Source organism: Thalassoglobus sp. JC818, assembly GCF_040717535.1.
Classification (GTDB): Bacteria; Planctomycetota; Planctomycetia; order Planctomycetales; family Planctomycetaceae; genus Thalassoglobus.
Genome location: NZ_JBFEFI010000003.1, coordinates 687,659 through 708,565, shown reverse-complemented (window position 1 = coordinate 708,565; position 20,907 = coordinate 687,659). Strand labels below are relative to the sequence as shown.

Sequence of the window (20,907 nt, the reverse complement as noted above, 5' to 3'; positions counted from 1 at the left end):
TGTTCACGACGAACGCATGTTCAAACAACTAACCGATCCGCAGATCTCCGGACTTCTTCGAAGTACTCGAAGTACATGCGGCTAAAAGCCCACCGAAGAGCGTCTTGCTTCTCAATCAATCGTATTCCGTCGGGACTATTCACGATGTCAATCAAACCTCTGATTTGCGTTTGCATCATTCTCGCTGCCGGTTGCGGCTCCGCGGAGGTGGCGAATGTTTCACAGCCCGAAGTGCAGGTGGCGTTCGATTTGAAATCTCGATCGGCCTTCACCATTCCTGCTTCAATTCACCTCCCTTCCGAGAATCCGCAAGACCCCGGATCAAACCTTCAATTGGCGATGTACTGCCCCGAATGCGCTCGCTGGTATCCCGCTCCTCCGCTCGATCAAATCCATCGAACTCCCGGAGTAGGAAAGTGTCGCAAGCATGGAACTCCTCTCAGCTTTGAGGGCCCATTGCCAGAACAAAGCATTGAATTTCAAGGGGTCAACAATTCAATTGCGGCTAAGCAGGAGGAGACCGAATGAGTCGCACCTGCATCCTCTCCTGGAGTGGAGGCAAGGATTGTGCGCTCGCGCTGGATGCTATCCAACAGCGAGGCGATTACGAAGTTGTCTCTCTGTTGACGACGTTCACACGTGATGTGGAACGTGTATCCATGCACGGAGTTCGACGCGAATTAATTCAGGAGCAGGCCAGGCAACTGCGTCTCCCCCTAGACGAAGTCTGGATCGATCCTCAATGCGATAACGCTCGATATGAAGCAGCGATGCAAACCGCGCTCACGGATTGGCGTGAGAAAGATGTTTCCGTTGTTGCGTTCGGTGATCTCTTTTTGCAGGAGATCCGTGACTATCGAGATCGACTCGTCGAACAAGTCGGAATGACAGCCATCTATCCACTCTGGGAACGCGATACTTCGGAGCTCGCTCAAGAATTCATTGAGAGGGGATTTCGCGCGGTGACATGCTGCGTCGATACCGAGCGTCTTCCGGAAGCGTTTTGCGGTCGTGAGATCGACCGAGACTTTCTCAAAGACTTACCCGATTCCATCGATCCATGCGGTGAAAACGGGGAATTTCACTCACTTCTTGTGGATGCTCCGCAAATGGAAGCATCCCTGGCCATCGAGTTTGGCGAATTTCACTACGATAGACAGTTTCTCTTTCGAGAGATAACTTTGTCTCACCATCAATCAGCGACAGCAGGAGCCTCGAACATATGAACAATCCAGCATCTACACCGACAGATCTTTCGCAACCGTCTTCCGACAGTCAGCCTTCGACTTCGAAAAGTGTTCTCCACTGGAACTGGGTGGCTTTCATCCTCGTGTACACGATTCTTGTGAAGCTGTTGCCGTACATTCTTTTCCAGTACGGAATGGATGTCGAGAAGAACTTCGCCATCTACCCCTGGAATTTCACGCCGATGTTCGCAGTCTGCCTATTTGGCGGAGCGTTCTACCAATCCCGCGTCTCAGCTTTGCTCATCCCAATGGGATTGATGCTGGTTGCTGATCTCGGAATCTGGGCAGTCACCGGAAAAGCCGACTGGGCGTTTTACGGAGTCGACCAGTTCGTCGTCTACGGGGCACTTGCTCTCTGTGCAGCCATTGGATTTTTCCTGCGAAATCACCGCCGAGTTCAACACATTGCTTTCGCCGGGATTGCAAGTTGCCTTTCGTTTTACCTGATCACAAACTACGCCGTCTGGCTCGGATCTACGACTTACCCACAGAATGCTCAAGGCCTTCTCGCGTGCTACATCGCAGCACTTCCAACTCTCAGAAACTCACTGATCGCGACAGGTTTGTTTAGTGCGGTTCTCTTCAGCCCAATGTGCGTCAGCCTGATGGCTCCAGCAGCACGTTCAGCGAATACTCTGGCTCCAGCGCAAAGCACATAACTCTTTTGATTCTCACTCATCTCGGAGAGACGCGTTCGGCCCCGGCGGTCATCGCGTTCTTTCCTGATGAAGTTGCTCGCTCCGTTTTCTGTCATCGCAGATCACTGGTGAGCAAGACTTCACCGCGATCAATCAATTCCTGCAATGCGAGTGCGTTCAAAGCTTCAATAAAAGCGAGTTCAAGATGTCTCACCGGATCGTCAGCCTGATTGCCAGTGCAACGGAAATCGTGGCGGCACTCGGGTACCAGGATCAACTCGTTGGTCGATCGCACGAGTGTGATTTCCCCGCGAATGTTGTTGATCTTCCGGTCTGCTCGGAACCACGCATCGATGTCTCAGGCACGAGCCTCGAAATTGATGTCGCTGTCAAAAACGCAGTTCGAGAGGCACTCTCCGTTTACGCGGTGTTCAAAGATCAGTTGGAACAACTCGAGCCAACAGTGATCATCACGCAGACCCAATGCGAGGTCTGTGCGGTCAATCTCAAGGACGTGCAAGCTGCCGTTTGTGAGTTCGTCGATTCGAATCCAGAAATCGTCGCATGCGAACCGATGCAGCTCGATGACGTCTGGAAAGATATCGAAAAAGTCGCTGTCGCTCTCGACGACCCGCAAGCTGGCGCAAACCTGAATGCCAAGCTCAAAGAGCGACTTCGCGAGATTCAAACTCGAAACGCCAATCGCCCTTCAACTCCGACGATCGCTTGCGTGGAGTGGCTGGAACCGTTGATGATCGCTGGCAATTGGGTTCCGGAACTCGTCGAAATTGCTGGCGGGAAGGCCATCATGGCGGAGGTCGGCAAGCATTCGCCATATCAGCGATGGGAAGAACTCGCTGAGCTGGACCCTGATGTCATCGCTGTCATGCCATGCGGATTTGACATCGAGCGAACCGCTCAGGAACTCGACCTGCTCCTCAATCGTCCGGAATGGAAGAACCTCAAAGCTGTTCGCAATGACCGCGTCTATTTGACCGATGGAAACCAGTACTTCAATCGGCCGGGCCCACGTGTTGTTGAGTCGGCGGAGATTCTCGAAGAGATTTTGCACGAAGAAGCAGAGACCCATCACGGTACCGGATGGCTGCGACTCAACGAAGTCACTCCCTGCGAATCGCGGTAGTAGGCACTGCATTAAGTAGTAGGCACTGCATTAAGTAGTAGGGACTGCATTAAGTAGTAGGGACTGCATTAAAGAGTGCCCGTCGAGGTAGCGATCACGATCTGCGATTCACTCCGCGACGGGCAATATCTTCAGGTATCGAAGACTATCCTCACGACTGCTCTGACTTACTCGCCAGAGCCTTCTTCACGCCTTCCGCATAGTCCGGATGAACTTTCTCGAAGTGGCCGAGTTGGCGTTCCACGATAAAGTCGGGAACTCCCTGCATGGCATCGGCGATGTTCGAAAACAGGCGATTCTTCTGATCGTCGTTGAACAGATTGAACAAAGCACGCGGTTGCGAGTAGTCGTCGTTCCCCTCGCGATGATCATACCGGTCCGCATCTCCTGAGATCTTAAGCGGCGGCTCTTTAAACTCGGGACGTTCGACAGGTCCTCCGAACGAATTCGGCTCGTAGTAAGCATCAGCGTTCGCATTGTGACACGCAAAATTCATCTGCCCATCTTTGTGGTAGTGATGAACCGGGCACTTGGGAGTGTTGACCGGCAGCGATTCGTAGTGCGTCCCGAGGCGATGACGATGAGCATCCGCGTAAGAAAAGATTCTCGCTTGAAGCATCTTGTCCGGAGAGAAACCGATTCCTGGAACCTTGTTCGAGGGAGAGAACGCAGCCTGTTCGATCTCCGCAAAGTAATTCTGCGGATTGCGATTCAACTCCATCACCCCGACATCAATCAACGGGTAGTCACCGTGTGGCCAGACTTTAGTCAAGTCGAACGGATTGTAAGGAGTCTTGTCCGCTTCCTCTTCCGGCATCACCTGCACGCAAACTCTCCACTTGGGAAAGTCTCCGTTTTCGATCGAAGAAAAGAGATCCTCCTGAGTCGATTCGCGAGTTTTTCCGACGACTTCCTCAGCCTCGGCATTCGTCCAGTGACGATGCCCCTGAAAAGTCTTGAAATGAAACTTCACCCAGAAGCGTTCGTTGTCATGATTGATGAAGCTGTAAGTGTGACTTCCGTAACCGTTCATGTGCCGCACGTCCGTCGGAAGCCCCCGGTCGGACATCAGAATGGTGACCTGATGCAACGACTCCGGCGAGAGTGACCAGAAATCCCACATCGCGGTGGGCGAGCGCAAGTTCGTCTTGGGATGGCGTTTCTGGGTGTGAATGAAGTCCGGGAACTTGTACGGATCGCGGACGAAGAAGACCGGAGTGTTGTTGCCAACGAGATCCCAGTTTCCCTCTTCAGTGTAAAACTTGAGAGCAAACCCGCGCACGTCGCGTTCAGCATCCGCTGCTCCGCGTTCGCCAGCGACAGTTGAGAAGCGAGCGATCATCTCGGTCTCTTTTCCAACTTCGGAAAAGATCTTCGCCCGTGTGAATCGAGTGATGTCATGCGTGACGGTGAAGGTCCCGTACGCTCCCCAGCCCTTCGCATGCACAGCCCGTTCAGCAATTCGCTCCCGATTCTGATGAGCAAGCTTCTCGATCAACTGATAATCCTGCATCAGCAGCGGACCACGTGGCCCGGCAGTCTCCGAGTTCTGATTGTCTGCGATCGGGGCTCCGCCAGATGTCGTCAAAGTCGGCTTGTTTTCCATTGTGTTCCTCTCCTCGCTTGCTTGAAGAAAAAGCGTCTCAGTCAGAACAGCATAGCCACGTCACATCGATGCATCCAATGAAACATTCACATACAATCCATGCACAAAACGCATCGAGCATCTGGATCCGAATTCTTCACGGGACTCAATTGACTGCGTCACATCACTCTGGAAATCGTGTTCAAAACTGAATCGATCACTCTGCCACTTCTTCGACCGGCTCTTCTTCCACCTGTTCGGTTTCCAGTCCGATGATGTTCATCTGGTTGGGATCGAAGGTGAGATGGATCGATCCGAAGTCTTTGATCAAGCCTCGGAACTGAAAGGTCAGCTGATTCCCCGCTGTCGACTCTTTGGGGAAACCGACGATCATGCTCTTGGCCTGATCCACCGTCAAAGGATCTTGATCGCCAACTTCATCCTCTTGCAGAGCGATCCGCAGCTTTTCCAGAGAAGTCGTGTAGCTGTACCGAGCGTATCCCTCTGTTGCCACAAGGGCGAGCAACAACAGAATCCCGCCCCAGACGACGATTCTTTCGACCGGGCTGCGCGACTTCGAACCCGCCTTTTGGTTGCCGTTTTTTGACTTCTCCGACTTCTTTGCTGCCATTGCGAAAACTCCAAACCGAGGGACTTGGCCAATGAGAATTGAATCAACGCTGGAGAATATGTCTTTCGGAGTCGCTTGAATACCCTCATTCTCCATGTTGCCGCCTGTTCTGTGAGAGTGGCGAATCCGCGAATTCGACGTGCGATTCGCGCTGACGACAGGCGCTGGACCTGCTATCACTGGCGATCAAATCTCTCGATTGTTTTGTCCCCTTCGAAAAGTGACCTGGATCAATGGCAGTCCCCGTATCCCAAATGTGGACCGTGGCTTCGTACGTGCTGAAGCAAAAGCTCCGTGGACGCAAGCGGTATCCACTGGTCTTGATGCTCGAACCATTGTTCCGCTGCAATCTGGCCTGCGCTGGTTGCGGTAAAATTCAATACCCTGCCGAAACGCTCAAACGGCATCTTTCGGTGGAAGAGTGTGTGCGGGCTGTTGAAGAATGTGGAGCACCGATCGTCTCGATTCCGGGGGGCGAACCGCTCCTGCATCCCGACATCGACAAGATCGTCGACGAACTCGTCGCTCGCGGAAAGTACATCTACCTGTGCACAAACGCGATTCTCCTCGAGAAGCATCTGCACCGATTCAAGCCGTCGAAGCACTTGTCGTTTTCGGTTCACCTCGATGGAACTCGCGAAGACCACGACCACGCAGTCTGTCGTGACGGTGTTTATGATGTCGCGATTGCTGCGATTGAAACAGCTGTCAAGAAGGGGTTTCGAGTCACGACGAACACGACCGTCTTCAGCAACGCCGACCCGCAGCGCCTCCGAGAGATGTTCGACATCCTCATGGATCTCGGAGTCGAAGGGATGATGTTGTCGCCGGGTTACCAGTACGAAAAAGCTCCCGATCAGGAACACTTTCTGTCACGCACCGGAACAATCAACCTGTTCCGAAAGATTCTCGGGAACGCGAAGCGTCGCTGGGTCTTTAACCAGTCGCCTTTGTTCATCGAATTCCTCAAAGGCAAATGGGACCTCGAGTGCACACCGTGGGGCAACCCGACCTACAACCTGTTCGGATGGCAGAAACCGTGCTACCTGCTGCAGGATGGATACGCTGAGACATTCGAAGAGCTGATGAATACCGTCGACTGGGATCAATACGGACGCGCCAGCGGCAACGAACGCTGTCAGGACTGTATGGTCCACTGTGGGTATGAACCCTCAGCGGTGGATGCGACGTTTGGAACACTCTCCGGGTTTGCATCATCCGCCTGGACAACGCTGTTCGGATCGCCGCGATTGACGCCGGAAGAAATGGCCGAGGAATTGCCAGCTCCAAACTCTTCACCGCAACTGGTGGAACTCGAAATCTAGAGTCTACAGAGTCTCGATTGGCTGCCATTCAGAAAAGCAAAGACAGCCGGTCTCGATGAGAATTCAATCGTGGATCACTCGTGAAGACTGATTGCAGTTGCCACATCTGAGCTGACCTGACCGAGATCTTCGTGCTGCACCGACTCTTCAACGTGTTCTTCGTCTGAAGCATCTGGAAAGTCTTTGAGATGCTTCGTCGCCAATTCTCCGACTGGCTCGGTGACTTCGTGAACGAGGTAATGGTCGGATCGGAAGACGACAGGCTGCGTGAACGGGAAGGTCTTCAGTGCGCTTTCCGGGAAGGCTTCAGGAAGACGTGTTTGCGGATCTTCGGGGGTCGCGATTGCTTCTTTCGTCATCCCAGCATCCCGCAGAGAAGACACCACATACCGATGCTGACAGGTCTCCAGAGTGTCATGAATTTCGCCGTGTTTGCTATGAAACAGGCGAATCAACACATCGAGGAACACATAGCGAGTCGAAGGCCGAAGCCCAAGCTGTGAGTACAGCAGCACGAGATTGTTGCTGTATGCAGTGACTTCTCCATCTTGCAGGTTCTTCTGAGCAAGGAACTCAATCACCGGCTCGAGATGTTCCCAATCGGGATCGGGTTCAATTTGAATGCGAGACCGAACCTCCGGCGTTGGGCCTTCTGTGACGCAGGCTTTCCAGTTCGCAATTCGAGTTGGCGACAGAATCGGGGAAGAAATTCCCATGAGCACCAGCAGAAACGTCGCGAAGGCTGTCACCATCGGTCGGTACTCCAGGCTCACATTCATCGTCCCCGACACTCCAATCGCCAGAATGATGCAGGGGACATGCACATACATAAACGGGAACTGCAGAGTCAGCGTTTGGATGACCCACCCTGTGTAAAGAGCCATCAACAGCAATTGCCCCATTTGCGATCGGGTCACTTCACTCGCTGAAAGCTGGTGACGCTCGAGATTGCGAAAGAAGCGTGCCATCGTTTGCACAGTGAGGCAAACCGCTACCAGATGAAACCAGTTCCAGGGAGAAAAAGCCCACCAAATTTCTTCGAGCTTGCTCCAGGTCGTTTTGCTTCGACCGATCCTCAGGTACTCCGGATTCCACTCCAGCTGCATCACCCAAAACGGTTCCCAAGCTCCGGTCTGAATCATCCACAGAATTCCCAGAAGCCCGATGAGCAAACCGCCAGCTAGGACGCCTCCAGCATCGCGAACCTTGGTTTTCAACGTTCCTGCGAAGCAGTAGGACATCGCGATCACCAGCACAGCAGGCACCGCGATGTGAGGTTTGATCCAGAATGCAATCGCCCAGAGACATCCTTCCGAGAAACTGCTCGTCAGGAGTCTTGAGACCTTCGCCTCTTGCCGATGTTTATTCCATCGATAAAGCCGGACCTGTGTCGCGAGAAGACACGGAAGGAGCATCCACAAATCACGCTGACAGTGACACCACTCCAAAAGTCCGAGATGCAAAGCAAAGATTGAGACAGCCACGAAACCCATTCGTAAGCTGAACAGCGACTCCTTCGGTTTGCGAATCAGACTTCCGAGGACAGCCACAATCCCAGCGACAACGAAGAGATCAACCGCCCGGAGTGCCACGCTCGACCATCCAGAAATCGAGCGGATGAGCATGTGTATCCAAACGATCCCCGGAAAATTGGGTTCGATCATATCCCGATAGAGAACTCCACCATCGAAGGCACACTGCGCTTGCAGATCATAGAGAGCAGAATCACACGTCAGGTGTAAGCACAAGACAACAGGCACATTGAGCAGAAGCAGGATCGCCAACACGCCCCACAGGCCGACGGTCATTTTCCGCGTCGATTGCGATTCGTTGGGATCAGAGCCCAGAGAGGTCGGTTCAGTTGTCATGAGAAATTCCGAAAGTCAGTCCAATCGCGATACAACCTCCATTGGGATCACATTCCAGAACATAGTCCGCCACGACTTGAGCGTCTCAAAAGAGCGAATCCACACGTCGAAACTGCGAAGGTTGTGAAAACGAAACACTCACAATCACTACGACCGACATCTTCATTTCAATCCGGCGAGAATCGCGTTGCAGAAAGCCAACGTCTCGCGCGAATCGCTCCTCGCAGCATGTTCGTGAGATAGATGTTGGTGACGAAACCAAATTCCATTCACGGCCTCAGAGCGTGATTCCCGGAATTTGAAATCGAATCGACTCCTGACGGAACTTCTGGAAACGCTTCCGGTTCACTGATGGCCATTCGAACCATCGTCACAACCGCAAGCACCAAGATCGGACACACAATGCAAGTTGCACACTTGGATGAATTGAAGGACCTCGAAGAGTCCTATTGGTGGCACGTCGCGAAACGTGACCTGGCTGTCAGGCTTCTCAACAAACACTTTCCGGCACCGGGAAAGCTCGTTGAAGGTGGAGTCGGTTCAGCCAGAAATCTGATGACCTTTCGAGAGATGGGTTATGACGTTCAAGGCTTCGACGTGATGCCGGAATCCGTTGAGATTGCTGAATCACGCGGTCTGAAAGCTGGCCTTCATGACTTGGCACAACCTTGGCCGGTTGAAGACAACTCGCTCCGAGCAGTCGTTCTTCTCGATGTCATCGAACACATCGAAGACCCGGTTGCAGTCCTGAAAAACGTTCACACTGCTCTCGAACCAGGTGGCGGGGCGATCATCACTGTTCCTGCTTATCAGTGGATGTTTAGCGATTGGGACGAAGCTCTCGGACACTACCGTCGCTACACGATGAAGATGCTTCGAAAACAAGCGACCGAGGCCGGACTTCAGGTCAAACGATTGACCCACTGGAACGCCTTCACACTTCCCGCAGCAGTTGCTGTTCGAAGCTATGAAAAAATCGTCCCTCGCCAGCGGAGCGCGGAATTTCCTCGCGTGTCGAATACGACTAACGGAATGCTTCTGCGTCTGGCAGCTGCGGAACGCTGGATGATGGATCGCGTTCCAGTTCCAGTCGGTCTGTCCGTTGTGGGAGTGCTGACCAAATGACTCGAACCGAACTTGCCCTGCGAAACAATTCAAATCAGCGTAAAATCTCGGTCGTTCTACCTGCCTACAACGAAGCAGAAGTCCTCGACGAACTTCACGAGCGCGTCGACTCCGCATTGCAGCAATGCGGCGGACGTTACGAAATTGTATTCGTCAACGACGGATCGTCAGACGACAGCGAACAAATCCTCGACCGGATGGCCAATCAACATCCGACCGTGAAGGCACTTCACTTTTCACGAAACTTCGGACACCAGGCAGCCGTGGAAGCTGGCGTCGCGCATGCGAGTGGCGATGCTGTGATCGTGATGGATTCAGATCTGCAGGACGATCCCGCCGCGATCGTCGACTTCGTCAAGAAGTGGGAAGGCGGCTACGACGTCGTTTATGCAATTCGACACAGCCGCAAAGAGAACGTAGTGAAACGCTTTCTGTTCACGGCGTTTTACCGCGTCTTGAATGCAGTTTCATCGACCAAGATGCCGATGGACGCTGGGAATTTCGGCTTGCTCGACAGAGCTGTCGCTTCGGAGATGACCCAGCTTCGAGATCGTGATCGTTACTTCCCGGGGCTGCGAAGTTGGGTCGGCTTTCGTCAGATTGGAATTCCGGTCGAACGTGGTCGACGGCACGACGACACACCTCGCGTATCGATGATGGGCCTGTTTCGGCTCGCCAAGACAGCGATCTTCTCGTTCTCAAGTGTTCCACTGTCGATGTTCTACGTCATTGCCACAGTGTCATTAATGACCTGCCTGGGAGTGACCGGATTCACGTTGTATCACAAGCTGTTCACCGGACTTGCCATCCCCGGTTGGGCTTCGCTGACAATCGTGGCTTCGCTCTTCGGAGCACTGAATGCACTGGGAATCGGAATCCTGGGAGAGTACGCCATTCGAATCTATGATCAGGTTCGCGCCCGTCCGCCTTACATTGTCGGGCGACGAGTCAATTTCGATTCCTCGATCGTTCCGAACTCTCGTGAGGAAGAGCTTCTGGAATGGATCGAAAAGAACCTCGAAAGCCCACTAAAACCTGTCACCGATGCCAGAGGCTCTTCCGAATTGTCACACTCTGAACAGAATTCGGAAGCGGTCACATCCTGAGATCGTTCGCGCTGAGACATCCTCAACTAACGAAAAACAGCCTGCCGAGTCGTCTCGGCAGGCTGTTTTTATGTGTCGACTCAATGTTCATTTGCGTGCGAGAGCTTCACACACAAATGCTGTTGGGCTTTCAGTTATTTCCCGGAAGCTTCGCTGTCGAACAGAGGAAAAGTCGCTGAGGGAACATGCGCTTCCTTCATGATGGCCGACATTTCCTTGACTACTTCGGGTTCTTGTGAGGAAAGGTCGATTTCTTCGCCGAGGTCTTCGCTCAGATTGTAGAGTTCAATCGGAGCATCAGGATTGGCCTTCAGATTGTTCCGAACAGCCTTCCAGTCACCCTTTCTGGCAGCCTGGCTTCGTCCACGTTCACTGAACTCCCAATAGAGATAGTCATGCGGCTGCTGCTTGTCCGAGTTCCCCATCAACTCTTCTTTGAGAGAGATTCCGTCAACGTCCGACGGGATTTCGACTCCGGCAAGGTCGCAGAATGTTGGAAGCATGTCCCAGTGAGCAGAGATCAGACTGGAGACTTTTCCAGCAGGAATTTTGCCTTTCCATGACGCTAACAGCGGAGCACGAATTCCACCCTCATAGAGATCACGTTTGTGGCCTTTGAGAGGTCCGTTGGAATTGAAGAAGTCCGGCTGATGTCCTCCTTCTTTGTGCGGTCCGTTGTCCGAACTCAGCATGATCAACGTATTTTCTTCCAGCCCGAGCTCGCGGACCAGCTCGAACATGTCTCCCAATTGAGCATCGAGCCGAGTCATCATCCCTGCAAAAGCGGCGACAGGATTTGTGATGGTCGTCCCGGCATATTTGCCTTCGACATCTTCAAACTGCGGGAAAATCTTTCGAAACGGGTCGTGCGATTCAGCAGGCACATGCATCGCAGCGTGCGGAATCGTCACGGGCACATAGAGAAAGAACGGCTCATCCCGATGATCGCGGATGAATTTCATGGTCTGATCAACGATCAAATCGTGAGCGTAAGTCTTTCCATCCAGCTCCACCATCTCGTTGTTCGACCAGAGATGTTCCGGATAGTAAGTGTGCGCTTCACGCTGGCAGTTGTAGCCGTAGAAGACGTCAAAGTGTTCTGTTGGATCGGACGTTGATCCGGGAGCCCCAAGTCCCCACTTTCCAAACATCCCGGTTGCATAGCCAGCCGTTTTCAGCAGCCGAGGAATCGTGACCGTATCAGCTGGCATTGGAGCCTGCCCTTCCGGTTTCACTTCACGGTTTCCACGAACGACACAATGTCCGGTGTGTTTCCCTGTCATCAAGCTGCACCGGGTTGGAGCACAAACCGTGCTTCCCGAGTAGTGCTGGAGAAACTTCATCCCGGTTTCGGCCAGCGAATCCATATTTGGTGTTTGGAAGTGTTCCTGCCCGTAACAGCTCAGATCACCGTAACCGGCATCATCGAGCAGGATATAGATGATATTCGGCGGATTCGATTCTTCGGCAACGGATACAGAGGTGTTCAATCCTCCGCAAAGAACGATCAGGAACAAAACGAGAAAACGACAAGAGTCCATACTTCTCCCTTAAGTTGGTTGAACAGACGATTGAAAAGGAAACGTTGGAGGATACCACGATCGCTTTGCGTTTCTCTACTGTGCCTCGGCTGTTCCCCTAAGAACACGATTGTGGAGGCTGGATACGATTGCGATTGAGTTCGAGTGATTCCGACTTGCCGAAACGCATCAAACCTAACCTATGCCCTGTTTTCTCGGAGAGATGTCGATTGCAACCTCGTGACCGATCAAAACAATAAGGCGTCTGGAAAGTTGACTTCCCGTCCTGACGTTGAGAGCCTCGACATGGAAGAGTCTCCACGTCAGAGAAGAGCTTGAATCGAGCAGATGGCCCGAACTCCTTCAACTTTTGCGTCCCCCAACTCCCGAGAGTCCTGAGAAAGCCCATGAGTCACCAGCGTTTTGATATCGTCGTCATCGGGAGTGGCCCCGGAGGTGAGGGAGCAGCGATGCAAGCTTCCAAGTTGGGGAAGTCCGTCGCGGTGGTTGAACGCGATCCACCCATCGGCGGGGGTTGCACTCACAAAGGGACCATTCCCAGCAAAGCCCTTCGCAACGCAATCTTCCAAGCGACGACAGTCTTCAACAATAAACTGTTTCGAGATGCTGGGATCTCAACGATTCCGGATTTCCCCGATCTTCGCAGAACCGCTTCTTCCGTGATCGAGAAACAGGTGGATATGAGAACGTCGTTCTACGAACGCAACGACGTCGAAGTCATCCGCGGACATGCCAGCTTCTCAGACGCAAACACGTTAACAGTGACAGACGAGTTGGGCGGAAAGAGAACCGTTTCGGCAGCCAACTTCGTGATCGCATCCGGTTCTCGTCCATATCGGCCGCACGACATCGATTTTAATCACGGACGAGTCTTCGACAGCGACACGATTCTCGGACTGACGCATTCTCCAAAGTCGATCACAATCTACGGAGCAGGCGTCATCGGCTGCGAGTATGCAACGATGTTTCGCAACATCGGCTGCAAAGTGAATCTCGTCAATACGCGCGATCAACTACTCGAATTCCTGGATGATGAAATCTGCGATGCTCTCAGCTACCACTTGCGAGACCGCGGAGTTTTGATTCGCAATCGAGAAGACTACGAGCGCGTCGAAGCAGTCGACGACGGAGTCATCCTCCACTTGAAGTCGGGCAAACAAATCAAGACCGACATTCTCTTCTGGGCAGCCGGACGGACTGGCAACTCAGACAACATGGGGCTCGAACAGCTGGGAATTGAGGTCAACCGTCGTGGACAGATTGGAATCAATGAACACTTTCAAACAAACGTCCCCAGCATCTACGCAGTCGGTGACGTGATCGGTCCTCCTTCGCTGGCAAGCGCCGCTTATGTTCAAGGTCGATACGCTGCTCACCACATGATTCTGGGAACCTGCGAAACGGCGCTGATTCAGGAAATTCCTACGGGAATATATACAAGCCCGGAGATCAGCTCTTTAGGGAAGACCGAACGCGAACTGACTGAGTTGGGCGTCCCGTACGAAGTGGGGCATTCGATGTTCAAGAGTCTGGCCCGTGCTCAAATCACTGGTCAAACCGTCGGGATGCTCAAGATTCTGTTCCATCGTGAAACACTGGAATTGCTCGGGATCCATTGCTTCGGATCGAATGCTTCGGAGATCATTCACATCGGTCAGGCGATTATGTCACAGCCCGGCGAGCACAACACTCTGATGTACTTTGTGAACTCGACATTCAATTATCCAACCATGGCAGAAGCTTATCGCGTCGCAGCTTTGAATGGTCTCAATCGACTCTTTTAATCGGGCGAGCGATTAAGCCAGAATGTCAGAGATGACGTGACCGTGGACGTCGGTGATGCGGCGGTCGAGACCGTTGTAGTACCACGTCAGTTGTTCGTGATCGAATCCGAGCAGATGGAGAACAGTCGCGTAGAAATCCCAGACCGTTGTTGGATTCACTTCCGCGCGGCGACCGAATGGGTCCGTCGCTCCATAGCTGACGCCACCTTTCACGCCTGCCCCCATCATCCAACATGTAAAGCCATCGGGATTATGATCTCGGCCAGCTGTTCCCTGTTGGTGTGTCGGCATTCGGCCGAATTCAGTCGTCCATAGAATCAGCGTGTCGTCCAGCATTCCTCTCGTCTTGAGATCCGACAAAAGAGCTGCCGTCGGCTGATCAAACACCGGGCAGTGCCGCTCATAATCGGACTTGAGAGTCTTATGTGCATCCCAGTTGAGTAGACCATCGACTCCAGAAGCTCGCGATGCACAGTACAGACTGACGTAACGCACGCCTCGTTCGAGCAATCGTCGCGTGAATAGACAGTTTCTGGCGTACGCTGCCTTCAGTGAGTTGCTGTCACGAGTTCCGTAGAAGTCGTGAGTTGTTTCTGATTCTTGCGACAGATCCGAAACTTCCGGGGCAGACATCTGCATGCGACCTGCGAGTTCATAGGCAGCGATTCGAGCTTGCAGCACGGACTCACCCGGACGTGATTCGGCATAGCTCTGATTGAGACGATCAAGCAAACTCCTCGATGCCGCTTCAGTCTGTTCGGTGACGAAATCGGGCCGTTGAAGATTTCGAATGGGCTGTTGATTGCTCATCACGATGGCTTGATGACGGGCTGGCAAAAACCCGTTCGCCCAGTTCGCCTTGCCGTTCGGAGGCTCGCCGCGAATGTCGGGAATCGCGACGTAGGCTGGCAGGTTTTCGTTCTCACTCCCGAGTGCGTAGCTCGTCCAGGCACCCGCTGCCGGAAACCCTTCGGTGGGATGTCCTGTGTTCATAAAAATGCAACCTGGGCCGTGTGTGTTGCTTTCGCTTTTCATCGAATGGACGAAAGCAATGTCGTCGACGTGTTGCCGCATCTGCGGAAGCAGCGAAGTAATTTCTTTCCCGGACTCGCCACCTGGAACAAACGGCCAGGGGCTTTGCATCAGGTTTCCATTCTTCCCCTGGAATGAAACATAGTTCTCCTCACCGGGCAGAGGTTTCCCGTGATACCGAGCCAATTCAGGTTTGTGTTCCCACAAATCCACGTGTGAAGCAGCACCGGGGCAGAAGATTTGAACGACCCGCTTCGCTTTCGGTACGAAGTGAGTCTGACCCTGGCCTGCTTTCCAGTCTTGAGCACGAGACGTTGACGATCCTCGCAGCAGTTGCATCACTCCGATGCCTGCCAGCCCCGCAGAGACGTTTCCGAGGAACGATCGGCGGGCAATCTCAATTTCGTTTTCCTTGTGTGATTCCATCGCCGTTTTCTTCCTGTCTCACTTCTCATCGATTCTTCAAACAACTCTGCAATGCTCGTTTCAATCGCAATTTCTATTCGACATAAATCAATGCCGACGTATTGAGCAAGACGCGACAAAGGGCTTCCAAACCATGCTGTTGAGCGAAAATTTTGCACTCTTCGAGTTCGTCGGGTGAAGGATCTCGTGCATAACAAAGCTGCCAGACACGTCTGATCTGACCCTGAGAGTCTTCGCCTGCTTCACGCTTTAAACGCTCAGCGAGTTCGTTCGCGATATCAAATGTAAAGCTGTGATTAAGCATCGTCAGTGCTTGAAGCGGCGTCGTGGTTTCTGATCGCCGCGGTGTTGAGAATGCGCAATCGGGCTGATCGAATTCGGTCATCAAATCGACGACCGACGCTCGTGCGTTTTGATGATAAACCGCTCGCCGATAAGTTTCTGGACCGTGGACATCGAGCGGTTCGTAGGTGCAGACGTTGTCCTGCATAAAGTGATACAACCGAAATCCCGGCCCGCCCATTTGCAGATTGAGAACTCCCGCAACCGAAAGCATGGTGTCTCGAATTTCTTCAGCTGAAAGCCTCCTCGGAGGGAATCGCCACAGCAGTCGAGCATCTGCGTCAACTCGCGCAGCTTCCGTCTGGTTTTGACTGCTTTGTTGATATGTCTTGGACAACATGATCATGCGGTGCAGTGGCTTAATTCGCCAGTTGGATGCCAACAATCGCCCCGCCAGAAAATCGAGAAGCTGTGGATGAGATGGCTCAGCGCCCATGTATCCAAAATCGCTGGGAGTCTCGACGATCCCTGTTCCAAAGTGATAGTGCCAGATTCGATTCACGAGAACCCTCTGCGGAAGTGCATTCTCGGGATGAACGATCCAGTCAGCCAGTGCGACACGTCGCTGATGTTCGGGGCTTTCCGTCTCGAGTTCATAGTTCGGGACGAACTGTTCGAGAACGTTCAAACTCGCTGGTGTGACCACTTCACCGAGGCGTTGAGGACTTCCTCCAAGAAACAAGTGAAACGGTCCGTCCGCCAAATTTGCGTCTCGCTCACCGATAAAAATCGATGGCAGCGATGGAATCTCTCTGAGCTTGCGATTCACCTCAGCAAGTTCGCGATTCAATTGGGCGAGCTGTTGTTGATCCTCAGGAGTGATGGACAGTCGTCGCAATCGTGCGTTGCGAGCCGCTTCGTTGACCGGCTTTCGCCCGGATGAGTCGATGAGCTCTTCCCATTGTTCTCCGTCAGTCGAGATCTCAATAACGTAGTCCGACAGGAAAACAAACTTGGGCTGTCCCGGCTCCGATTCGTTTCGAGCACTTGAGAAAGTGATTTTTTGAATTTGCTCCGGTTTCTGAAACTCAATTGTCAGAGTTCCGGCCGTCGCCAGAAACCTCTTCCCAAGCTCTCCATCAATCGCCAAGTGCGGACCATACGCACCGGGGAAATCTTCGATGTGTCGACTCTCTCCGCTCGCGACCGCTCCATTCGAAGAGAGTGCGACATTTCGAGGAACGTCTGCGGTGTTCCAGACTTCGAACTCTTCGACGGCAAACGAGTTTCTATTCTCCGGATTGTTGTCCTGACCGAGAGACCGCAGTCGCAAAAACTTCGTTTCGACTGGAGGAAACTCATCGGTCGTCAATCGACGATCGATTGGCTCGCGATCCCACTCCTGTTCATACTCTTCAAGCCGGGCGAGTCCGCGTTCCAGGACCTGATGATTGATGGCATCTCGCTGACTGGTCAGTTCCTGCCGCTTCGCTTCGAGTGGTTGGACTTTTGCATCGTGTTCTTCCCTCGCCTCTCTGTGAACGACAACCTGACTGCCATGCTTAATGCCGGACAACGTCGCATAAAGAGAGTAATAATCTCGCTGCAGAATGGGATCGAATTTGTGATCGTGGCAGCGAGCACATCCAATCGTCAGGCCGAGAAAAGCTTCGCTTGTGGCCCGGATCATTTCGTCGATTGTATTCGCCCGAATCTGGGCAGCCTGGACAGCATCTTGATTTCCCACATCGTCGTAAGGGCCTGCGACGAGGAAGGCCGTTCCGACTGCCTGATCGGGACGGTCTTCTTCGAGCACATCACCCGCAAGATGTTCTCGAATCAGTTGATCGAACGGCTTATCAGCATTGATGGACTCAATCACATAATCGCGAAACGGCCAGAGATTATTTATCAGAACGTTTCGCTCAAATCCATTACTCTCCCCAAATCGCACGACGTCCAACCAGTGGCGTCCCCAATGTTCTCCGTAGCGAGGTGATGCAAGTAGCCGGTCGACAACTTTCTCAAACGCATTCTCAGATGAATCATTCACGAACGCTTCGACTTCTTCCGGTGTCGGAGGTAATCCCGTGAGATCATATGTCGCCCGACGAATGAGGACTCGACGATCGGCGATTGGATTGCGATGAAGCCTAGTCTCTTCGAGTCGCTGTTCTATGAATGCATCGATGACGTCACTTGCAGAAGATTCCGGGGACAGAACCGCCGGGAGTTCGAAGTCGGTTTGCAGCGGCTGGAATGCCCACCATGTGCCATCTGCTTTTGATCGTTCGCGAACGACGATCTCTTTGGGCCACTCAGCTCCGTGCTCAATCCATTCTTCTAGCACAGCAACTTGGTCGGCGGTGAGAACTGTCCCCTCTTTTGGCATCGAGGGACGTTCGCCTGCTTCGGATTTGACGAGGTCCAGAAGGTAACTCGCTTCTGCATCTCCGGGAGTGAGATACCCACTCTCCAGAAGGTCGTCGATGGTCGCCAGCGAAACCTCACCCTTGCGGTTTCCGGGAGAATGACAACGAACACAATGTTCTTCCAGGATCGGCTGGACCGTCGCTGCAAAATCGAACTGTGTCCCTTCTTTCACTTCTTCGGCGGAACAAGGCAGACCGACGGCGAAAGCGATCAGGGAAAGGAGGGTCCAAGCAGACTTACTTGGAAAAAAGGGCAGGGGCTCTTCGAACATCTCGATCCTGAGGAGATCTGGGAGGGCAGGTCATCATCGCAGGCCACCCGGTCGGGTAAGCCTCACATCAACACCCACCGATTAGACCAGATTTCCTGTCGTCGTGCACCTGGAAGTTCGAAAAGCGGATTGGCTCGACATCTCCCCGCTCACTCATTCACTGTCGGACAAGTCTTCATCGGGAATCTCTCCGACCTGCTCGCAAAACTTTTGAAGAGCCTTCTTCTGATCGTCGTCGAGAAAATGCTGCATCATCTCCTGCTGCCCGACGATCACTTCCGGACCGTAGAGATCGTTCCCGACAGCGATGATCTTCCCGTTCTGACAGATCATTTGAAGGCCATGCTCCATATCCCAATCGACATCCCATCCCATACAGATCGTTGCCATTCCGCCGACGGATTCATGACTGAGATCCATTCCATCAAACCGGACACAGGTTGCAAGATCATCAATGCTGTCGGCAGTCTCGGGACAATCCGTTTCATCGACAAACCAATCGGGAGCCCATTCCCTCAGAAAGTTGTAATACCGCACCAGCGTTTCGAAAACTTCTTCACAGATGGCCTGTTCGTTCTCGACGAAGTGTTCGTAAGCAGCCACCTGTTCTGCGCTCGGCTCTGAGTCGTCCGAGTCCTCGCTTTGACCAATTCCGAGTTCGTAAACTCCGAGAGACTGCAGAGCAGAGTGTACGTCAAAATTGCGACAGACTTGCGGCAGCGCCCCGGGCTGAGTCTCCCACTTTTTGACCAGTTCACGATCTTTCTGTTCGAGATCTTCGAGTTGCTTTTTGCTGTCCGGGTGCCAGAGCGGCTGCATGAATTCGAATTTCCGAAACTTCATCAGTCGGTCCCCGTATTGATCGGGAATCAGTTGACCCAGAACCGGATGTTCAAGTTTCGATGCCATCGTTTGTTTCCACTGAGTTGATGTTCGGCTCACTCGTTGTGCTGTCAGAGTGCTGATGCTCAGATTTTCGCAGCTGAAGCTTTTGCTCCTCTCCTCGCAAGAGACGAACGATATTGGAGCGATGCTGAAAGATAATCAACGCTGGCACCACAACGCTGAACGCTCCCAGGCTCCATGTGTTCGCCTGCCACAACGATTTCTGACCTATAAGGAGTTGCCCGGCGGCAAACACTACAGCAGCCACAATCGAGCTCAACGAAACAATTCGGGTCGCGAGAAACGCCACGATGAAACCGACAAGGGCGATCAACATTCCCTGTGGCGCCAAGACCGTCACCGCTCCCAAAGCAGTCGCCACTCCTTTTCCGCCACGGAACCGAATCCAGCAGGAATACATATGCCCGACGACAGCCATGACTGCTGCGAGAACTTTCTGATGAATCAAATCGTCAGGCGACATGACCATCAGCAAGGGAATCAAACCGACAGCTGCCATTCCTTTGCCGGCATCCATCAATAGTGCAAACGCTCCCCACTTCGCACCCATCGTTCGAGCGACATTCGTCGCCCCAACGTTTCCGCTTCCGTGAAATCGCAGATCGATCTTTCCGAAGAAACGGGCAATCAACAAGCTGAACGGAATCGAACCGATGAGATAAGCCAGACCGGCGGTGATGACAAATGCCTGAGAAGGGGCCATTTCGATTCCCTCTTATTTCGAAAGCGCCGTCAAGCACTCAGTCACAGCCACGACGTCTGAGAAATCCGTAAACAGAAAGTCGGGACCAGCCTCTTCGAGAACCTCGTATGAGTAAATCCCTGTCGAGACCGCAACGACTTTTGCTCCGATCGCTCGACCGCATTTGATGTCAGACGGAGTATCACCGATGACCCAAATCGATTCCCCTGGAACCGTTCGGCTCAGATGCGTGCAGGCCGCTTCCATTGCCAGTCGAGCAACATCATCTCGATCAAAATGATTGTCTCCAAATCCTCCGAACGCGAAGTGATGATCCAGCTGATAGTGGCGAAGCTTGAGATCGGCCCCAGTTTGAAAATTCCCGGTCAAGAGTCCCAGCGTGACGTTCGGGTTCGCTGCCAGTCCATCGAGCAAATCAACGATGCCCGGCAAAACGACTCCGTCCAACTTGCCTAACGCTTCTGGCAGGTGCCGGAAATAAGCTTCCTGAAAGGTCGACCAGTTCGCTTCCGACGGATCGATCTTATGGTGCGAGAATAGATCGGTCGTGATCGCGCGATCGGTTCTCCCCGCAGCGAGAATATTTTCATACGGACCTGCGACACCGAAGACTTCCAGCAACGCTTGCTCCATCGCGTACTGTCCAGCACCTCCGGAATTCAACAACGTCCCATCAATATCAAACAGGAGCACGTTCGACATGTTTTCGAATACCCTTCACCCGAACCGGGGAATGTGTGAATCAGTGTGACTGACTCTGAAATTTCATTGGCTGATGCATCGACGATCGAAGAATCGGTGTCACGCAAATCATGATTGCTGAGCGCAAAGTCCACTGAATCGTTTTCCTGACGTCAATC

17 protein-coding genes are annotated in these 20,907 nt (G+C 52.9%); 8 read left to right on the top strand and 9 right to left on the bottom strand.

The window, feature by feature from the left end:
- Positions 1–144 precede the first annotated feature (144 nt).
- The 4 genes from AB1L42_RS10620 to AB1L42_RS10605 all read left to right on the top strand — a co-directional run bounded on the left by AB1L42_RS10620 (position 145) and on the right by AB1L42_RS10605 (position 3,029).
- Positions 145–528, top strand: a complete 384-nt coding sequence (locus AB1L42_RS10620) for a hypothetical protein (protein WP_367054411.1) — start codon at positions 145–147, stop codon at positions 526–528.
- Complete coding sequence (locus AB1L42_RS10615) at positions 525–1,226, top strand: ATP-binding protein (RefSeq protein WP_367054408.1); 702 nt, start codon at positions 525–527, stop codon at positions 1,224–1,226. The genes AB1L42_RS10620 and AB1L42_RS10615 overlap by 4 nt, the downstream gene beginning before the upstream one ends.
- A complete protein-coding gene (locus AB1L42_RS10610; RefSeq protein WP_367054405.1) occupies positions 1,223–1,906 on the top strand; it encodes a DUF6580 family putative transport protein in 684 nt (227 codons plus the stop codon). Before AB1L42_RS10615 ends, AB1L42_RS10610 begins: the two co-directional genes overlap by 4 nt.
- Positions 1,907–2,090: 184 nt before the next feature.
- A complete protein-coding gene (locus AB1L42_RS10605; RefSeq protein ID WP_367054402.1) occupies positions 2,091–3,029 on the top strand; it encodes a cobalamin-binding protein in 939 nt (312 codons plus the stop codon).
- A 151-nt stretch (positions 3,030–3,180) separates the two neighbouring features.
- Here the strand turns inward: AB1L42_RS10605 and AB1L42_RS10600 are convergent, their stop codons facing one another.
- Together AB1L42_RS10600 and AB1L42_RS10595 are read right to left on the bottom strand one after the other, a co-directional pair.
- Complete coding sequence (locus AB1L42_RS10600) at positions 3,181–4,635, bottom strand: catalase (protein WP_367054399.1); 1,455 nt, start codon at positions 4,633–4,635, stop codon at positions 3,181–3,183.
- A gap of 196 nt (positions 4,636–4,831) precedes the next feature.
- Entirely contained in the window at positions 4,832–5,341 is a 510-nt protein-coding gene (locus AB1L42_RS10595; RefSeq protein ID WP_367054396.1) for a hypothetical protein, read from the bottom strand.
- A gap of 137 nt (positions 5,342–5,478) precedes the next feature.
- Between AB1L42_RS10595 and hpnH the strand changes: the two genes are divergently transcribed.
- Positions 5,479–6,570, top strand: coding sequence for an adenosyl-hopene transferase HpnH (gene hpnH, locus AB1L42_RS10590; RefSeq protein ID WP_367054393.1), 1,092 nt, complete (start codon positions 5,479–5,481; stop codon positions 6,568–6,570).
- 74 nt (positions 6,571–6,644) lie between these two features.
- Here the strand turns inward: hpnH and AB1L42_RS10585 are convergent, their stop codons facing one another.
- Positions 6,645–8,438, bottom strand: coding sequence for a hypothetical protein (locus tag AB1L42_RS10585; protein ID WP_367054390.1), 1,794 nt, complete (start codon positions 8,436–8,438; stop codon positions 6,645–6,647).
- Positions 8,439–8,840: 402 nt separating this feature from the next.
- Between AB1L42_RS10585 and AB1L42_RS10580 the strand changes: the two genes are divergently transcribed.
- Entirely contained in the window at positions 8,841–9,563 is a 723-nt protein-coding gene (locus AB1L42_RS10580) for a class I SAM-dependent methyltransferase (protein WP_367054387.1), read from the top strand.
- Positions 9,560–10,669 carry a glycosyltransferase family 2 protein gene (locus AB1L42_RS10575; RefSeq protein ID WP_367054384.1) on the top strand — a complete coding sequence of 370 codons (1,110 nt, stop codon included), beginning with the start codon at positions 9,560–9,562 and terminating at the stop codon, positions 10,667–10,669. Before AB1L42_RS10580 ends, AB1L42_RS10575 begins: the two co-directional genes overlap by 4 nt.
- Before the next feature lie 134 nt (positions 10,670–10,803).
- Here AB1L42_RS10575 and AB1L42_RS10570 read toward each other — a convergent pair whose 3' ends face one another.
- Positions 10,804–12,210 carry an arylsulfatase gene (locus AB1L42_RS10570; RefSeq protein ID WP_367054381.1) on the bottom strand — a complete coding sequence of 469 codons (1,407 nt, stop codon included), beginning with the start codon at positions 12,208–12,210 and terminating at the stop codon, positions 10,804–10,806.
- 386 nt (positions 12,211–12,596) lie between these two features.
- Here AB1L42_RS10570 and sthA point away from each other — a divergent pair, with 386 nt between their 5' ends.
- Positions 12,597–13,994, top strand: a complete 1,398-nt coding sequence (sthA, locus tag AB1L42_RS10565; RefSeq protein WP_367054378.1) for a Si-specific NAD(P)(+) transhydrogenase — start codon at positions 12,597–12,599, stop codon at positions 13,992–13,994.
- 12 nt (positions 13,995–14,006) lie between these two features.
- Here sthA and AB1L42_RS10560 read toward each other — a convergent pair whose 3' ends face one another.
- The 5 genes from AB1L42_RS10560 to AB1L42_RS10540 form a co-directional block, all read right to left on the bottom strand.
- The gene (locus tag AB1L42_RS10560) at positions 14,007–15,452 is read right to left on the bottom strand and encodes a DUF1501 domain-containing protein (RefSeq protein ID WP_367054375.1); all 1,446 of its coding nucleotides are present in this window, start codon (positions 15,450–15,452) and stop codon (positions 14,007–14,009) included.
- A 73-nt stretch (positions 15,453–15,525) separates the two neighbouring features.
- Positions 15,526–18,339, bottom strand: coding sequence for a DUF1553 domain-containing protein (locus AB1L42_RS10555; protein ID WP_367054372.1), 2,814 nt, complete (start codon positions 18,337–18,339; stop codon positions 15,526–15,528).
- A 252-nt stretch (positions 18,340–18,591) separates the two neighbouring features.
- Positions 18,592–19,347, bottom strand: a complete 756-nt coding sequence (locus tag AB1L42_RS10550) for a hypothetical protein (protein WP_367054369.1) — start codon at positions 19,345–19,347, stop codon at positions 18,592–18,594.
- On the bottom strand, positions 19,331–20,047 hold the full coding sequence (gene plsY, locus AB1L42_RS10545; RefSeq protein WP_367054366.1) for a glycerol-3-phosphate 1-O-acyltransferase PlsY: 717 nt from the start codon (positions 20,045–20,047) through the stop codon (positions 19,331–19,333). The genes AB1L42_RS10550 and plsY overlap by 17 nt, the downstream gene beginning before the upstream one ends.
- A 12-nt stretch (positions 20,048–20,059) precedes the next feature.
- Positions 20,060–20,749, bottom strand: a complete 690-nt coding sequence (locus AB1L42_RS10540) for an HAD hydrolase-like protein (protein WP_367054363.1) — start codon at positions 20,747–20,749, stop codon at positions 20,060–20,062.
- Positions 20,750–20,907: the final 158 nt, after the last annotated feature.

Bases quoted from the DNA above. Each gene is read 5' to 3' on its own strand.
- AB1L42_RS10595 (WP_367054396.1), bottom strand. From the start codon at position 5,341: ATGGAGAATGAGGGTATTCAAGCGACTCCGAAAGACATATTCTCCAGC.
- AB1L42_RS10600 (WP_367054399.1), bottom strand. From the start codon at position 4,635: ATGGAAAACAAGCCGACTTTGACGACATCTGGCGGAGCCCCGATCGCA.
- AB1L42_RS10570 (WP_367054381.1), bottom strand. From the start codon at position 12,210: ATGGACTCTTGTCGTTTTCTCGTTTTGTTCCTGATCGTTCTTTGCGGA.
- AB1L42_RS10575 (WP_367054384.1), top strand. From the start codon at position 9,560: ATGACTCGAACCGAACTTGCCCTGCGAAACAATTCAAATCAGCGTAAA.
- AB1L42_RS10580 (WP_367054387.1), top strand. From the start codon at position 8,841: ATGCAAGTTGCACACTTGGATGAATTGAAGGACCTCGAAGAGTCCTAT.
- AB1L42_RS10550 (WP_367054369.1), bottom strand. From the start codon at position 19,347: ATGGCATCGAAACTTGAACATCCGGTTCTGGGTCAACTGATTCCCGAT.
- AB1L42_RS10615 (WP_367054408.1), top strand. From the start codon at position 525: ATGAGTCGCACCTGCATCCTCTCCTGGAGTGGAGGCAAGGATTGTGCG.
- plsY (WP_367054366.1), bottom strand. From the start codon at position 20,047: ATGGCCCCTTCTCAGGCATTTGTCATCACCGCCGGTCTGGCTTATCTC.
- sthA (WP_367054378.1), top strand. From the start codon at position 12,597: ATGAGTCACCAGCGTTTTGATATCGTCGTCATCGGGAGTGGCCCCGGA.
- AB1L42_RS10620 (WP_367054411.1), top strand. From the start codon at position 145: ATGTCAATCAAACCTCTGATTTGCGTTTGCATCATTCTCGCTGCCGGT.
- AB1L42_RS10540 (WP_367054363.1), bottom strand. From the start codon at position 20,749: ATGTCGAACGTGCTCCTGTTTGATATTGATGGGACGTTGTTGAATTCC.
- AB1L42_RS10585 (WP_367054390.1), bottom strand. From the start codon at position 8,438: ATGACAACTGAACCGACCTCTCTGGGCTCTGATCCCAACGAATCGCAA.
- AB1L42_RS10610 (WP_367054405.1), top strand. From the start codon at position 1,223: ATGAACAATCCAGCATCTACACCGACAGATCTTTCGCAACCGTCTTCC.
- AB1L42_RS10560 (WP_367054375.1), bottom strand. From the start codon at position 15,452: ATGGAATCACACAAGGAAAACGAAATTGAGATTGCCCGCCGATCGTTC.
- AB1L42_RS10605 (WP_367054402.1), top strand. From the start codon at position 2,091: ATGTCTCACCGGATCGTCAGCCTGATTGCCAGTGCAACGGAAATCGTG.
- hpnH (WP_367054393.1), top strand. From the start codon at position 5,479: ATGGCAGTCCCCGTATCCCAAATGTGGACCGTGGCTTCGTACGTGCTG.